At 63.7% G+C, this 15,048-nt stretch carries 16 protein-coding genes; 13 read left to right on the top strand and 3 right to left on the bottom strand.

The genetic code is table 11. The features are described 5' to 3' along the window. Window positions 1–38 precede the first annotated feature (38 nt). The 4 genes from ccmC to MLD63_RS17925 all read left to right on the top strand — a co-directional run bounded on the left by ccmC (window position 39) and on the right by MLD63_RS17925 (window position 3,655). Entirely contained in the window at window positions 39–764 is a 726-nt protein-coding gene (gene ccmC, locus MLD63_RS00340) for a heme ABC transporter permease CcmC (RefSeq protein ID WP_255327846.1), read from the top strand. Beyond that, window positions 761–907, top strand: a complete 147-nt coding sequence (gene ccmD / locus MLD63_RS00335; RefSeq protein ID WP_255327845.1) for a heme exporter protein CcmD — start codon at window positions 761–763, stop codon at window positions 905–907. Before ccmC ends, ccmD begins: the two co-directional genes overlap by 4 nt. After that, a complete protein-coding gene (locus MLD63_RS00330) occupies window positions 900–1,439 on the top strand; it encodes a DsbE family thiol:disulfide interchange protein (protein WP_255327844.1) in 540 nt (179 codons plus the stop codon). Before ccmD ends, MLD63_RS00330 begins: the two co-directional genes overlap by 8 nt. Window positions 1,440–1,606: 167 nt before the next feature. Next, complete coding sequence (locus MLD63_RS17925) at window positions 1,607–3,655, top strand: M10 family metallopeptidase (protein ID WP_304363983.1); 2,049 nt, start codon at window positions 1,607–1,609, stop codon at window positions 3,653–3,655. A gap of 72 nt (window positions 3,656–3,727) precedes the next feature. Here the strand turns inward: MLD63_RS17925 and acnA are convergent, their stop codons facing one another. Continuing rightward, a complete protein-coding gene (gene acnA / locus MLD63_RS00310; RefSeq protein WP_255327843.1) occupies window positions 3,728–6,499 on the bottom strand; it encodes an aconitate hydratase AcnA in 2,772 nt (923 codons plus the stop codon). 242 nt (window positions 6,500–6,741) lie between these two features. On the opposite strand from acnA, the gene MLD63_RS00305 reads away from it, so the two are divergent. The 3 genes from MLD63_RS00305 to MLD63_RS00295 all read left to right on the top strand — a co-directional run bounded on the left by MLD63_RS00305 (window position 6,742) and on the right by MLD63_RS00295 (window position 9,398). Continuing rightward, window positions 6,742–7,812 (top strand): DUF1223 domain-containing protein, encoded by a 1,071-nt coding sequence (locus MLD63_RS00305; RefSeq protein WP_255327842.1) that lies wholly within the window; start codon window positions 6,742–6,744, stop codon window positions 7,810–7,812. 72 nt (window positions 7,813–7,884) lie between these two features. Next, window positions 7,885–8,784, top strand: a complete 900-nt coding sequence (locus tag MLD63_RS00300; RefSeq protein ID WP_255327841.1) for an EamA family transporter — start codon at window positions 7,885–7,887, stop codon at window positions 8,782–8,784. 20 nt (window positions 8,785–8,804) lie between these two features. Further along, complete coding sequence (locus tag MLD63_RS00295; RefSeq protein ID WP_255327840.1) at window positions 8,805–9,398, top strand: inner membrane-spanning protein YciB; 594 nt, start codon at window positions 8,805–8,807, stop codon at window positions 9,396–9,398. On the opposite strand, the gene MLD63_RS00290 is transcribed toward MLD63_RS00295, so the two are convergent. Then, window positions 9,395–9,964 carry a retropepsin-like aspartic protease family protein gene (locus MLD63_RS00290; RefSeq protein ID WP_255328463.1) on the bottom strand — a complete coding sequence of 190 codons (570 nt, stop codon included), beginning with the start codon at window positions 9,962–9,964 and terminating at the stop codon, window positions 9,395–9,397. The two genes, MLD63_RS00295 and MLD63_RS00290, sit on opposite strands and share 4 nt — an antisense overlap. Window positions 9,965–9,969: 5 nt before the next feature. Then, entirely contained in the window at window positions 9,970–10,587 is a 618-nt protein-coding gene (locus tag MLD63_RS00285) for a MarC family protein (protein WP_255327839.1), read from the bottom strand. 200 nt (window positions 10,588–10,787) lie between these two features. Between MLD63_RS00285 and MLD63_RS00280 the strand changes: the two genes are divergently transcribed. The 6 genes from MLD63_RS00280 (at window position 10,788) to infA (ending at window position 15,046) form a co-directional block, all read left to right on the top strand. Further along, window positions 10,788–11,066 carry a twin-arginine translocase TatA/TatE family subunit gene (locus MLD63_RS00280; protein WP_255327838.1) on the top strand — a complete coding sequence of 93 codons (279 nt, stop codon included), beginning with the start codon at window positions 10,788–10,790 and terminating at the stop codon, window positions 11,064–11,066. 19 nt (window positions 11,067–11,085) lie between these two features. After that, window positions 11,086–11,625 carry a Sec-independent protein translocase protein TatB gene (gene tatB, locus MLD63_RS00275; RefSeq protein ID WP_255327837.1) on the top strand — a complete coding sequence of 180 codons (540 nt, stop codon included), beginning with the start codon at window positions 11,086–11,088 and terminating at the stop codon, window positions 11,623–11,625. 1 nt (window position 11,626) lies between these two features. Continuing rightward, window positions 11,627–12,481: a twin-arginine translocase subunit TatC gene (tatC, locus tag MLD63_RS00270; protein WP_255327836.1), complete on the top strand. Its 855-nt coding sequence runs from the start codon at window positions 11,627–11,629 to the stop codon at window positions 12,479–12,481. Then, window positions 12,474–13,334 (top strand): ATP-binding protein, encoded by an 861-nt coding sequence (locus tag MLD63_RS00265; protein ID WP_255327835.1) that lies wholly within the window; start codon window positions 12,474–12,476, stop codon window positions 13,332–13,334. The genes tatC and MLD63_RS00265 overlap by 8 nt, the downstream gene beginning before the upstream one ends. Window positions 13,335–13,392: 58 nt before the next feature. Next, window positions 13,393–14,649: a FliM/FliN family flagellar motor C-terminal domain-containing protein gene (locus tag MLD63_RS00260; RefSeq protein WP_255327834.1), complete on the top strand. Its 1,257-nt coding sequence runs from the start codon at window positions 13,393–13,395 to the stop codon at window positions 14,647–14,649. A 178-nt stretch (window positions 14,650–14,827) separates the two neighbouring features. Continuing rightward, window positions 14,828–15,046, top strand: coding sequence for a translation initiation factor IF-1 (gene infA, locus MLD63_RS00255; RefSeq protein ID WP_255327832.1), 219 nt, complete (start codon window positions 14,828–14,830; stop codon window positions 15,044–15,046). Window positions 15,047–15,048: the final 2 nt, after the last annotated feature.

Genomic DNA, 15,048 nt, shown 5'->3' with positions numbered 1-15,048 from the left:
GGCTTGAGCGTCTCAGGGCCGCGGGATAGGAGATTCACATGTCGATCTGGGAATATGCGAACCCCGTCAAGTTCATGCGTCTGTCCGGCCGCGTGCTGCCGTGGGTCGCGATCGGCGCGGCGATCTGCATTGCCTCCGGTCTGGTCTGGGGTTTCCTGACGCCGCCCGACTACAAGCAGGGCGCTACGGTCAAGATCATTTTCCTGCATGTGCCCGCAGCGATGATGGCGATCAACATTTGGGCGATGATGCTGGTGGCCTCGCTGATCTGGCTGATCCGCCGTCACCATGTCAGCGCGCTGGCCGCCAAGGCCGCAGCGCCCGTCGGTGCCGTGATGACGCTGATCGCGCTGATCACCGGGGCGATCTGGGGTCAGCCGATGTGGGGGACCTGGTGGGAATGGGACCCGCGACTGACCAGCGTGTTGATCCTGTTTCTTTTCTACTTGGGTTACATCGCGCTATGGTCCGCCATCGACGATGCCGACACTGCGGCCGATCTGACCGGCTGGCTGTGCATCGTGGGCTCAATCTTCGCCTTTCTCAGCCGCTATGCCGTCCTGTTCTGGAACCAGGGCCTGCATCAGGGCGCGTCGCTGTCCTTGGCGCCCGGAGAGCGGATGAGCGCGGTCTATCGCTATCCGCTTTACCTCTCAATGCTGGGGTTCGGGCTGCTGTTTCTGGCGTTGGTGCTGGTTCGCACCCGGACCGAGATCCGCCGCCGTCGCCTTGCGGCCCTTATCGCGCGCGAGGTGCGGGCATGATCGAACTCGGCAAATACGCCATCCCCGTGCTTGCGGCCTACGCGGTGTCGGCGGTCCTGATCGCCGGCCTGATCCTGCAGTCGCTCGCCGCCAATGCGCGCGCGCGACGCGACCTTGACCGGCAGGAGCAGCGTGATGGCTAGAATCTCGCCTCTGGTGGTGCTTCCGCCTGTGATCTTCGCGGGTCTTGCCGCCTTGTTCCTGTGGGGCATGGATCGCGACGATCCCGATCAATTGCCCTCGGCCATGGTCGGGCGCGATGCGCCCACCGTCCCGGCGACGACCCTGCCCGGAAAGACCGCGCTGACGGACGAGATGCTGCGGGAACCCGGCGTAAAGCTGGTCAACTTCTGGGCCAGCTGGTGCCCCCCGTGCCGGGCCGAACATCCGACGCTGACCGCGCTCTCGGCTGAGCTGCCGGTCTATGGGATCGATCTGAAGGACCCCGAACCGGCGGCCGCCCGCTTCCTTGACGAACATGGCGATCCATTCCATGCGCTCGCCACCGATCCAAATGGGCGCACCGCGATCGATTGGGGCGTCACCGCGCCGCCAGAGACCTTCATCATCGATGGCGACGGCAAGGTTCTGTTCCGCTTTGCGGGACCCCTTGTGCGCGAGGATTACGAGAACCGCTTCCTGCCCGAGCTGCAGCGGGCGCGCGCTGCCGAATAAGCGGGCGCTGTTTCGATTATATCACAATTGATCGATCACGCGCTGGTTGCGCCTGTCTTTCCTCACATCCGTTGATACAATTAACAGGTGATTAAAGGTTTCTTAACACGCCCGTTGCGTGAATCGTGCGGGAGTGGTGACTGACCTCCGGCAGCATCGGAGGGACCATGATCACTCATAGCGTGCAGGGTTTCGCGAATATCCTGAAGTCGACCAGCTATTCGGACGGACGCACCCGGACGATGAAAGAGGGTTCCGACGGTGTAGTCACGGTTAACATCACCGCGCTCAATGTCACCGAAAAGGCTCTGGCGCGTGCGGCCCTGGGCGAACTGTCGACCTTCACCGGTCTGACCTTCCGCGAGACCAACGGAAGCGCCGATATCAGTTACGGCAACAGTTGCGACTGCGCCAACTGCAAGACCCTCGCCAAGGGCGACACGATCAAATCGGCCGACATCAACATCGGAAGTTCGCGTGTCGATCCGAGTGACGGCCCCGGCAGCTTCGCCTTCCGCACTTACATGCACGAGACCGCTCACGCCCTGGGATTGGGTCATCCGCAGGATTATGGCGACATCAAGGAATTCCATCAGTCCCGGATCGCGAACGACAGCTGGCAGATGAGCATGATGTCGTATTTCGATCAGAACGAGAACACGTGGCTGAAGGCGACAAAAGCCTACCACCTGACCCCGATGATCGCCGATTATGTCGCCTTGCGCGACATGTACGGCCCGACCCCTATCCATGTCGGCAACACCACTTATGGCGTCGGTTCGACTGCCGGCGGCACATTGGACAAGGCAATTCAGATCGGGGCTGGGGCGCTGTTCCTGATTGCTGACACACATGGTCAGGACCGTATCAGCTTCGTGACGCGGAGCGAGGCGCAGCGGATCGACCTGCGGCCGGGCGCGATTTCGGACGTGATGGGTGGGCGCGGCAACATGCAGATCGCCCCTGACACGGTGATCGAACATGCTGTTGGCGGTCGTGGCGCAGATGTCCTGATCGGCAACGGCACCCACAACATTCTGCAAGGCGCCGCGGGCAACGATCCGCTGCACGGACTGGCGGGCAATGACACCCTGGATGGCGGTGCGGGGCGCGATGTGCTGATCGGTGGACCCGGCAACGACATCTACATCGTCACACCCGGCGATCGCGTTGTCGAGGCCGCCGGCCAGGGCGTGGATCTGGTCCGAAGCTCCGGCAGTTTCTCGTTGGGACCGTGGGTCGAGCATCTGGTTCTGACCGGTGCCGCGCCGAGCAACGGCTTAGGCAACATGCTCAACAACAGCATCGTGGGCAATGATGCCGCGAACGTCCTTTTCGGCGGGATGGGGAACGACCGGTTGGATGGCGGTGGCGGCATCGACACGGCGCTGTTCAGCGGCAGCAGGAACGTGACGGTCGATCTTGCCAAGGTCGGGCCGCAGGCAACCGGCCATGGCATCGACACTCTGATCCGCATCGAGAACGTGACCAGCGGTTCGGGCAACGATCGGCTTAGCGGCAATCATCTGTCCAACGTGCTGAACGCCGGTGCGGGCAACGATATCCTGAACGGTCGCGGCGGCCGGGACGTCCTGATCGGAGGCGCCGGAAACGATCGCTACATCGTTTTGCCCGGCGATCGTGTGATCGAACGGCCGGGAGAGGGTATGGACACGGTCCTGAGCGCTCACACCCATGTGCTGGCTGCCAATGTCGAGGTGCTTTCGCTGACTGGGAGCGCTTCGGTCAACGGCTGGGGCAACGCAGGCGACAACCGGCTGAATGGAAATGCGGGAGACAACGTGCTGGTCGGTTGGGCGGGCAACGATTACCTGCGCGGAGGTGCCGGCAGTGACCGACTGATCGGTGGCGCCGGGCGGGACACCCTCAATGGCGGTGTCGCCGACGGCGAACGCGATTATTTCATCTTCAACGATCTGAGCGACAGCGCCCCCGGTGCAGACCGCGACGTGATCCACCATTTCGAACAGGGCATGGATGTGATCCACCTCGCGCGTATCGACGCGGATACCTCGCTTGAAGGTAACCAGTCTTTCGTGTTCACCGGCGAGACCCGCACGGCAAACTCGCTCTGGTACACCACGGACGGCCGCACCTCGATCGTGCGAGCGGATGTCGATGGCGACGCCGTATCCGATTTCGAGATTCGCGTCGTTGGCATCCCCTCTCTCGACGCAAGCGACTTCATCTTCTGATCACGGCTCAACCCGCAACGAAAAAGGCCCCCGTGTCCCGGGGGCCTTTTCATTCGAAGAGTGATGCTGCGATCAGGCTGCAGCGAGGTTGCGCAGCACGTAGTGCAGGACGCCACCGTTCTCGAGATATTCGATTTCGACCGCCGTATCGACACGCGCTTTCAGCGTGATCTCCTTCTCGGTCCCGTCGGCGTACTTGATCGTCGCCGGCACATCGGCCAGGGGCTTGAAGCCCTCGGCGAGGCCGTGGATCGAGATCACTTCGTCGCCTTTCAGACCCAGCGACTTGCGGTTGTCACCGCCGGTAAACTCGAACGGGATCACACCCATCCCGACCAGGTTCGAACGGTGGATACGCTCGAAGCTCTCGGCGATAACCGCCTTGATCCCCAGAAGGTTCGTGCCCTTCGCGGCCCAGTCCCGCGACGAGCCTGCACCGTACTGCTCACCGCCGATCACGACCAGCGGGGTGCCCTGATCGACATAGGCCATCGCGGCATCGTAGATCGGCTCTTGCTGGCCGTCCGGCCCCTTGCTGAAGCCGCCTTCGACCCCGTCCAGCATCTCGTTCTTGATGCGGATGTTTGCGAACGTGCCGCGCATCATCACTTCGTGATTGCCCCGGCGCGAACCGTAGCTGTTGAATTCGCGCGGCGGCACCTGACGCTCGGTCAGGTACTTCCCGGCGGGGCTGTTTTCCTTGAACGAACCAGCAGGCGAGATGTGGTCGGTGGTGATCATGTCGCCCAGCATTGCCAGGATACGGGCACCCTCGATGTTCTCGATCTTCCCCTTCTCCGTCGACATGCCCTGGAAGTAGGGCGGGTTCTGGATGTAGGTCGAACTCGCTGGCCAATCATACGTCTCGCTGTCGGTGACCTCCACCTCGCGCCAGCGCTCGTCACCTTTGAAGACGTCACCGTATTTTTCGATGAACATCTCGCGCGTGACGATCTGGTGGACCAGATCGGCCACTTCCTTGGACGACGGCCAGATGTCCTTCAGGAACACGTCATTGCCGTCCTTGTCCTGCCCCAGCGGGTCGCGGGTCAGATCGACATTCATGTCGCCAGCGATCGCGTAGGCCACGACCAGTGGCGGCGAGGCGAGATAGTTCGCACGCACGTCCGGCGAAATCCGCCCCTCGAAGTTGCGGTTGCCCGACAGGACCGACACGGCGATCAGATCGTTGTCGTTGATCGCCTTGGAGATCTCGGGCTGCAGCGGGCCCGAGTTGCCGATGCAGGTCGTGCAGCCAAAGCCCACCAGGTTGAACCCGAGCGCATCAAGATCCTCCTGCAGGTTCGCGGCCTTCAAATATTCCTCGACCACCTGAGAGCCGGGCGCGAGCGACGTCTTGACCCAAGGCTTCCGGTTCAGGCCAAGCGCGCGGGCCTTGCGCGCGACAAGACCGGCGGCCATCAGGACGTAGGGGTTCGACGTGTTGGTGCAGGACGTGATCGAGGCGATCACGATCGAGCCGTCATGAAGCTCATAATCCTCGCCTTCTACAGGCGCGGTCGAGAAGCCCTGATGGCGGCCGCCAGGAACGTATCCCGGCTCACGCTCGCCGCCCTCGGCTTCCCAGCGGATCTCGGCCCGCTTCGATTCGTCGGGAACGCGTTGGCCCATGACCAGATCCCAGAACGACTTGGCGGATTCGTCGAGCGGCGTGTGATCCTGTGGACGCTTGGGGCCGGAGATCGCGGGAACAACCGAACCCTGATCCAGCTCCAGCGTCGAGGAATAGACGGGCGCGTAGCCCTTGCCACGCCACATTCCGTTTGCCTGCGCATAGGCCTTGACCAGCGCGATGCGATCTTCGTCGCGGCCGGTCTGCTGCATGTAGCGCAGCGTTTCGTCGTCGATCGGGAAGAAGCCGCAGGTTGCGCCGTATTCGGGCGCCATGTTGGCGATCGTCGCGCGGTCGGGCAGGGGCATGTTGTCCAGCCCGTCGCCGTAGAATTCGACGAACTTGTTCACCACGCCATGTTCGCGCAGCATCTGCACGACCTTCAGGACCAGGTCGGTCGCGGTCACGCCTTCACGCAGCGCGCCGGTGATCTTGAAGCCCACGACCTCGGGGATCAGCATCGAGATCGGCTGGCCCAGCATGGCGGCCTCGGCCTCGATACCGCCGACGCCCCAACCGAGAACCGCAAGGCCGTTGACCATCGTCGTGTGGCTGTCGGTGCCGACCAGCGTGTCGGGATAGGCGACGGTCTTGCCGTCCTGATCCTCATCCGTCCAGACGGTCTGCGACAGGTATTCGAGGTTCACCTGGTGGCAGATGCCGGTGCCGGGCGGAACCACGCGGAAGTTGTTGAACGCCTTTTGACCCCATTTCAGGAAGGTGTAGCGTTCCAGATTGCGCTCGTATTCGCGTTCCACGTTGAACTGGAAGGCGCGCGGAGTGCCGAATTCGTCAATCATGACCGAGTGGTCGATGACCAGATCGACCGGGTTCAGCGGGTTGATCTTCTGCGCATCGCCGCCAAGCGCCTTGATCCCGTCGCGCATCGCGGCCAGGTCCACGACCGCCGGGACGCCGGTAAAGTCCTGCATCAGCACGCGCGCAGGACGGTAGGCGATCTCACGCGGGTTCTTGCCGCCCTGCGCGGCCCATTCGGCGAAAGCCTTGATGTCGTCGGTGCTGACTGTCTTGCCGCCGTCTTCGAAGCGCAGCATGTTTTCCAGCACGACCTTCAGCGCGGCGGGCAATTGCGAGAAATCGCCAAGGCCCGCTTCGGTCGCGGCTTCGATCGAGTAATAGTCGACGCTCTGACCACCTTCGGTGAGCGTGCGGCGGGTCTTGGCGGTGTCTGTTCCGGTGACGATGGGCATGGTTGCCTCCCTGTCTGCGATGGATGGGTGCGGCGAAAGATCGGGTTTCTGATTGCCTGAAGCACCAGCTTTTCGCAAGGAGAGGCCGGGGCTCCGCGTTTGTATGCGATTGCATACATCCGATCGGGGCGTGGCGCAAGGATCACATCGCGGTGCCACACGGCAAATTACAAAGCATTGATTTGTCGAATCTCGCGGTCCGAGGCATTGATGATCGATCCTTCGCTACCGATGACGTGTCGATGCTGCCTCTGTTTACTTGTCTGCGCCTGCCGGGCCGGTCTGTCGCAAGCCTGCTGGCCGTTGCTGCGGCCATGACCCTGACAATGACCACCGTACCCTTCGCGCAGACGGCCCTGGATCCGGGTCCGCAAATAGAAATCGATACCGGCGATGCACCCGCCAGCATGAGCGCAACAGCGGGTGCTGCATCGAAGATCGAGAACTCGGCCCCAGGTTCGGAGAATCCGTATGGCGCGGTGGGCGCTGCGGCTTCGGCAAGCGGGGCAAACCCTTATGCGCCTGCAAGTGCCGGAAGCGGCGCCCCTGTCATCGCGGCTCCCAACGCGGCGGGTGGGGTCAACTTTCTGGCCGAAAGCGGCGGGCTGCCACGGTCTGCGATTCCCGCGCAGGCCATCGCGCCCGTCGTGGTCGAATTGTTCACCTCGCAGGGATGCTCTTCCTGTCCGCCCGCCGACATGATGCTGTCGGAACTTGCGGACCGGCCGGGTGTCCTGGCTTTGTCTTACCATGTCGATTACTGGGACTATCTGGGCTGGGCCGATGACTTCGCCGAGCCGGCCTTTACCCAGCGGCAGAAAAGCTATGCCCGCGTCGCCGGGGAACGCGCGATCTACACCCCGCAGATCATCGTGGGTGGTGACGAGACCGGGCCATCGCTGGGTCCGGTGGAACTGACCTCGCTAATCGACACCGATCGGATCGGGCCCGCCCTGATCAGCATCGCGCAACATCCCGATGGCGACAGGCGCCGCTTCGAATTGCAGCCGCAATCCGACCTGGGCGGGCGCGTCGGCGTGTTGATGGTGCGCTACCTGCCGCGCCGCACCGTCGAGATCGGCGCAGGCGAAAATCGGGGCCGCTCGATCACCTATCGCAACATCGTCGTCTCGGTCGAAAAACTGGCCGAATGGACGGGCAACGCGCCGCTTCGCATGACCGTCTCGGACGGCATGTCAGCCGCCGCGTCGGGCGGATTTCCTGAAGATACCCGCCACGCCATCCTGGTCCAGCGCATGGACGCACGAGGCGCCCTGGCAGGGCCGATCCTGACCGCGATCCGCCTGGACTGATCTCGCCGACGGGCGGCCCCGGTGCGGCCCAAGGCCCCTTGCCGCCGCCGGACGGGCGCGGCATGAGGCGCCATGACGCAATGGATCGACAGCATCACCGGCACGCCCGAAGGCGCGCGTGTCGCGACGATGCTGGCCCTGACCGCGGCGATCTTGCACGCGGTCTTCGGCGCGCTGCAGAAGGGCCGGCACGACCCCTGGATCAGCCGCGCCGCGATCGATCTGTGCTACGGACTGATCGCGCTGCCCTTGGCGATCTTTGTCGTGCCGTTCCCCGAACCGTTCATGTGGCCGGTCTTCGGGGGTGCGATGCTGATTCATATCGCCTACAAGCTGTCGCAGGCTGCGACCTATCAGCGCGGCGCCTATACCGTCGTCTATCCGGTGGTGCGCGGGACGGGACCACTGTTCACCGTCATCGCCGCAGGTCTGGTCTTTCACGAACATTTCAATGCGGTCCAATGGCTTGGCGTGCTGACGCTTGTGTCCGGCATCCTTGGGCTTGCCGCCTTCAACTGGCAGCGCCTGACCATCGGGCGCGACACGCTGCGGCCAGCACTGATGTGGGCGGTCATGACCGGCATGATCGTGGCGGCCTATACCACCTATGATGCGTGGGGCATCCGGCTTTCACCCGACCCGTTCAGCTTCCTGATCTGGTTTTTCCTGCTCGATTCGCTCTTCATGCCGATCATCCTTCATCGGCGTCTTCTATCGCTGTCCGGGGCCGAAGCCCGGCCGTTGATGGCACGTGGCGCCCTGGGTGCGGTCGTCGCCTATGCCAGCTTCGGTTCGATCATGCTGGCGACGCGCATCGACGACGTGGGCCGCGCGGCGGTCCTGCGCGAGACATCGACCGTGTTCGCTGCCCTTGTGGGCTGGCTGATCCTGGGCGAAAAGGTGGGGCCGGTCCGAACGCTTTTGATGGCGGCAATCGCCGCAGGGGCCGTGATCGTGGAATTCGCGTCCTGAAGGGGGCTCAAGCAAAGCCGATGAACGAACGCTATCCCTGGTTGAAGCCGGTGCTGGATTTCGGCCCGTTGCTGATCTTCTTCGTCGTCTACCTGCTGTATCGCAATGAAACGGTGACGCTGTGGGGTCAGGACTATTCCGGCTTCATCTTCGCCACGCTGGTCTTCATTCCCGCGCTGGTCGTCTCAACGCTCGGCCTCTGGGCGCTGACGGGCAAGGTCTCGGCGATGCAGATCGCGACCCTAGTGCTGGTGCTGGTCTTCGGGGGGCTGTCGATCTGGCTGAACGATCCGCGCTTCTTCAAGATGAAGCCGACGCTGATCTATCTGCTGTTCGCGGGCATCCTGGGCTTTGCGCTGATCGCCGACCGCAACTGGCTGCAGCTGGTTCTGGGTGAGGCGCTGCCGATGCGGGCCGAGGGCTGGCGCATCCTGACCATCCGCATGACCCTGCTGTTTCTGGCCATGGCTGTCCTGAACGAGATCGTCTGGCGCACCATGTCGGAAAGCACCTGGGTCTATTTCAAGACGTTCGGTCTGACGCTGATCCTGTTCGTGTTTCTGCTGGCCAACGCCAAGCTTTATCGCGACTACGCGATCGAGGAAGAGCGCTAGCGCTCTAGAATCAGCAGATCGCCCTCGAAGCCCACACGGGCGAAGCGGCGCAGATAGCTCATCCCCAGAAGCGAGATGCCCATGTCGCTTTCAGACACACTCGCACCCACGTTCCGATCCACGATGTCCCCGATGCGGAACTCCCCGATCGTGACGGGCGCGGTGCGGATCTGCCCGTTGGCGGTATTGGCGCGTCCCATATAGGCCAGCCTCGCAGGGTCCAGCCCGATGCGCTGCGCGTCGTCCTGCGACAAAGCCACCTCTGTCGCGCCGGTATCCACGACGAAGGGCACGTCGACGCCGTTCAACTGCGCCGTCAGGTAAAAGTGCCCGTCGCCGGACATGGGAACCTCGATCCGCCTGCCATCGAACACGGTTTGGCGGGCGCCCTGCCGCCCCTCCCACCACAAGGCGGCGGCGATCACGACACCAAAGATCATCGCCCAAGCCGCCATCTGCCGCAGGGCCTGGTTGCGGCGTCCGGCGAATTCGGCGAGCAATCCGCCGGCAATGGACACCATCAGCAGCGTCAGGTAGATCAGCCGCATCCAGTCGTCGCCGAACATCCCGTTCACCCGACGATCCCGGCATCGGTTAGACCATTGATGACGAACTGGACCGACAGCGCGGCAAGAAGCATGCCGAGAAGCCGAGTGACCACGATGATGCCGGTTCGTCCCAAGGCACGCGCCAGAAGTCCCGAAAGCTGAAACATGACCAGCGCGACCGACAGAACGAGCAGCATCACGACAAGGATCGCGGCAACGTGACCGGCGCCCGATCCCTGTCCCATCAGCAGGATCATTGTCGCGAGCGAGCCCGGTCCCGCCAGCAGCGGCATTGCCATCGGGAAGACGGACGGATCGTCGTGCAACGGCGGGGTCGACTGACCCTCGCGCCGTTCGGTTCGCCGCTCGAACAGCATGTCGAGTGCGGTCAGAAACAACAGGATGCCGCCGGCGATCGTGAAGGCCGGCAGACCAATGCCGATCGCATGCAGGATCTGCTCGCCCGCCAGACCGAACAGCGTCATCAGACCCGCGGCGACGGCGACCGCACGAAGACCGACCGCCCGTCGCTTTGCGGGGTCCATGCCCCGCGTCAGCGCGACGAACATCGGTGCCAGACCGATCGGGTCGACGACCACGAACAGCGTGACGAAGGCGGTGACATAGGGCGCGAGGTCCATGGCTCCTTATCGCCCGAGCGACAGTTCATGCCAAGACGGCGGCACGGTGTCGCGACCTCGCATTCCGAAAGCCCTTTGCAATCGCCGATCCGAAGACCTAAATTCGTGCCGCGGCGGGCGTAGCGCCCGCTAGCCTCCGTCGCGGGCCGGATGCCCGCTTGATACTGCCGCGGGCCTGGGCCCGCATGAGGGAGCAGGACATGCTGAACAACATTGGCCTTCCCGGCCTTCTTCTGATCGCCGTCGTGGTGCTGGTGCTATTCGGCCGCGGCAAGGTCAGCTCGCTGATGGGCGAGGTCGGCAAGGGCATCTCGTCCTTCAAGAAGGGCGTCAAGGACGGCAGCGAGGAATTTGAGCGCGCAAGCGACGAGGGTGCGGCAACGCGTCAGGTTCAGGGGCAGGTCCCCGGCCAGACCGTGAACCCCGTTCCCGGTCAGGACGCCCGCGACGTGACGCCGCACACCACCGACCGCAGCTGACAGCCAAGGGGCGCACCCCATGCTCGACATCGGCTGGAGCGAGCTTCTGCTGATCGGAATCGTCGCGCTGATCGTGATCGGTCCGCGCGACCTGCCGCATCTGTTTCATTCCCTGGGCCGCTTCACCGCCAAGGCGCGTGGGATGGCGCGAGAATTCACCTCGGCGATGGAGGATGCCGCCAAGTCGTCCGGTCTGGACGAGGCGACGGGCAGCCTGCGCGACATGAAGGCGCTGACCTCGAAAAAATCGCTGGGACTCGACGCGCTGGACCGTGCGGCGGACCGATTCGAGAAATGGGATCCGAAGCTTCCGAACCGTCCTTCGGGCAAGGCTGTGCCCGATCCGGGGGCCAAGGAGGCGTTGGCCGCAGATGCAGGCGCGACTCCGAAGGCGGCAGTGACCGCCGCAGCGGCGACCGCTGCCAAATCTGCCGCCCCAAAAACCGCGGCAGCGCCCGAGAAACCGAACAAACCTGACGATCAGGCTGAAAGTGTCGCCGCTGCGCCGGGAACCCGCCGCATCCACGCCGTGCGCCGCGCCGACATGAAAGAGGACTGACGTGGCCGCGACCAACCGACCCGACGACATTGACGACACGTCCGCACCCTTGATCGAGCATCTGATCGAACTGCGCAAACGGCTGATCTGGTCAATCCTCGCTTTCGTTCTGGCCATGATCGTCTGCTACACGGTCTGGAATCCGATCTACAATTTCCTGACGCGCCCGATCTGTCATGCGCTGGAGATGCGCGGACAGGAATGCGGGCTGATCCTGCTGAAGCTGCAGGAAGGTTTCTTCGTCGCCATCCAGATCAGCTTTCTCGGCGGCTTCATCCTGGCGTTCCCGATCATCGGCTACCAATTGTGGCGCTTCGTCGCGCCGGGACTTTACCGCAGCGAGAAGGCGGCGTTTCTGCCATTCCTCGTCGCATCACCGGCGATGTTCTTTCTTGGCGCGGCATTCGCCTATTACGTCATCCTGCCGATGGCTTATGACTTCTTCCTGGGTTTCCAGCAGGGCCCGCTCAGCCTGCCGGATGATCCCGATGCGGTCGTCGCCGACAACCCGATGGCGGGCATCGTCTTCCAGGGTTCTGTCAGCGAATACCTTGCGCTGACCACCAAATTCATCCTCGCCTTCGGCCTGTCGTTCCAGTTGCCCGTCGCGCTGACGCTGATGGGCAAGGCAGGGCTGGTCTCCTCATCGGGGCTGGCCAGCGTCCGAAAATACGCGGTTCTTGCGATTCTCGTCTTGGCCGCTCTGGTGACGCCACCTGACGTCATCTCGCAGGTCGTCCTATTCACCGTGATCTATGGCCTCTACGAAATCTCGATCCAGCTTGTCGCGCGGATCGAACGCAAACGCGAGGCGCAGATGCGTGCCGACGGAACCTGGATCGAACCCGATGAGTGAGGCCGCGCTGACCCGAATCGCCGAGGCGTTGGAGCGTCTTGCCCCGCCGCCCGCGCCGATGCCGGCCTTTGATGCGGCCGATGCCTTCATATGGCAGCCCGATCCAGACCGGTTGCAGCCGGTGGCACGCGTCGACCGGATCGATCTGGTTCAGCTGATCGGGATCGATCGCGCCCGTGACACGTTGCTGGCCAACACGCTGCAATTCGCGCGCGGCCACGGCGCGAACAACGCGCTGTTGTGGGGCGCGCGCGGCATGGGGAAATCCTCGCTGGTCAAGGCGGTCCACGCTCACGCCTTGGCCGAGGGTCTGCCGCTGGCGCTGGTCGAGATCGCGCGTGACGATTTGTCCACCGTGGACCGATTGCTGGCGATGCTGGGTCAGGTCCGTGACCGGCGTTTCCTCCTGTTCGCCGACGATCTCAGCTTTAGCCACGACGATGCGCAGTACAAATCGCTGAAAGCGGTGCTGGACGGCGGCATCGCGGGTCGGCCCGACAACGTGATCCTGTATGCGACGTCGAATCGTCGTCACCTTATGCCGCGCGACATGATCGACAACGAACGCTCCAGCGCGATCCATCCCGGTGAAGCGGTCGAGGAGAAGGTTTCGCTGTCGGATCGCTTCGGGCTGTGGCTCGGCTTTCACCCCTGCGGGCAGGACGATTATCTCGCGATGGTTCGAGGCTACTGCGACGCCTACGGGCTCGAGATCGACGACGACCGGCTGCGGGCCGAGGCCGTCGAATGGCAGGCGACCCGAGGCGCCCGTTCGGGCCGTGTGGCATGGCAGTTCTTCGTCGATCTTGCGGGCCGCCATGGGGTTTCGATCCATGCCAAGGACGCGGCTTAAGGCTTTATCAACCTCTCTCTGAAAGATTGCCTGTGCGGTTTTACGGGCAGGCTCTTGCATGGTTGATGATTCGGCAGCAGCGGACGGCGATGCAACGATAAGCGGTCAGCACGGCGTCACTTCGATCCAGCCCTCGGAAGGCGGGGTGTTGCGACGTCTGCTGCGTAACCGCCAGAACGCGCGAATGGATGCGGGCGAAGCGCCGGGGATGCCACAGCAGGTGCGCCGCAACCCCGCGCGGGCCGCCGCTACCGCGATCGCGCGTGCTGGCGAAGACCTCTACGGTCTTCCCGTGCAGCCGCTGACGGTCGTCCCGGACGGCATCACCCTTGCAGAGATGGCAGAGATCCTTCCCGATCAGGCGCTGTTTGCCGTGGTCGAAGGGCCGCAGGAAGCCCTGGGGGTGGTCGCGCTGGATCCGGAGGCCGTGACCGCGCTGATCGAGGTGCAGGCCTTGGGCCGCGTCACCGGCCGACCGGTCGAGACGCGTCGCCGCACCCGAAGCGACGCAATGATCTGCGCGGAATTCGTCAACCGCGCGCTGACCGAGCTTCAGGCGGAAATCGACGGTCTCGAGGGATTCGAGAATTACGCCGGCTTCCGTTATGCCAGCCATCTGGACGATCCCCGCCCATTGCTGCTGATGCTGGAAGATGTGAACTATCGCGCATTGCGGATGCGGCTGCGCGTCGGCGACGATCGGGCGCGACGCGAGATCGAGATCGTCGTGGCCCTGCCCGAACGCCGTGCGATCGCCGCGCTGCCTTCGCCGGTCACCGCAACCGCGAACGGGTTGGCGCCTGCTGCGCAACCGGCTGCCCGAGCGGGTGCCACCGCGCCGGAAAAGGCTGCGAGCAACGCATCAGGTCCGCTGGCCGCACAGCTGCAAGATGCCCCGATCGAACTTCTGGGCGTGCTGTGCCGGCGCAAGATTTCGCTCGGCGAGCTACGGACGCTCGCGCCCGGCCGGATGATCGCGCTGCCACGCGTCAGCCTGCACGATGCGCGGCTGGAGACTCGACAGGGTCAGGTCATCGCCCAAGGCAAGCTGGGAGAGGCCGACGGCTGTCATGCCTTGCGCATCCGCGCCCGCGCCGGATCGGCGGCTCCGTTGCCAGAGATGCCAAGCTTCGCGATCCACGATCTGGCGGCACCGCGACTGCGCGAGGCAGCCGGGCCGGTCTCGGCCTGGCAGGGCGGGCAGCGCAGCGGGCAGGAACCCCCCATGGGCGATCTGTCCCGCGCCGATGCGTTCCGCGCATCAACGGGCGACGGCGCGCAGATCATGCCGATCGAAGGTGGCCGCTCCGGCTGAGGCTGGCCCCCTTATCCATCCACCGCAAGTCTCTCGCCGTCCGTCTGCGGTCGTCTTCGCACCCTCCCATCCCGTTGACGCGCCGCGACGGGACTGCGCTTTTCCCTTGAAAAAGCCCGTCGTCCACCGCATGTAACAGCGGCTCCGCCGTTTTGCGGGGCGCCAATATGGAGTGACCATGGCCAAGGAAGAAATGCTCGAATTTTCCGGCGTCGTGAAGGAGCTCCTGCCGAATGCGACGTTCAGGGTCGAGCTGGAAAACGGCCATGAGATCATCGCGCATATGGCAGGAAAGATGCGGAAGAACCGCATCCGCGTCCTCGCGGGCGACAAGGTTCAGGTGGAAATGAACACCTACGACCTGACCAAGGGACGGATCAACTATCGCTTCAAGTGATC

This window comes from Paracoccus albicereus (assembly GCF_024359525.1).
GTDB classification, from domain to species: Bacteria; Pseudomonadota; Alphaproteobacteria; order Rhodobacterales; family Rhodobacteraceae; genus Paracoccus; species Paracoccus albicereus.
Note: the sequence above shows the minus strand (reverse complement) of the source record. Positions and strands in the feature narration are given on the sequence as shown.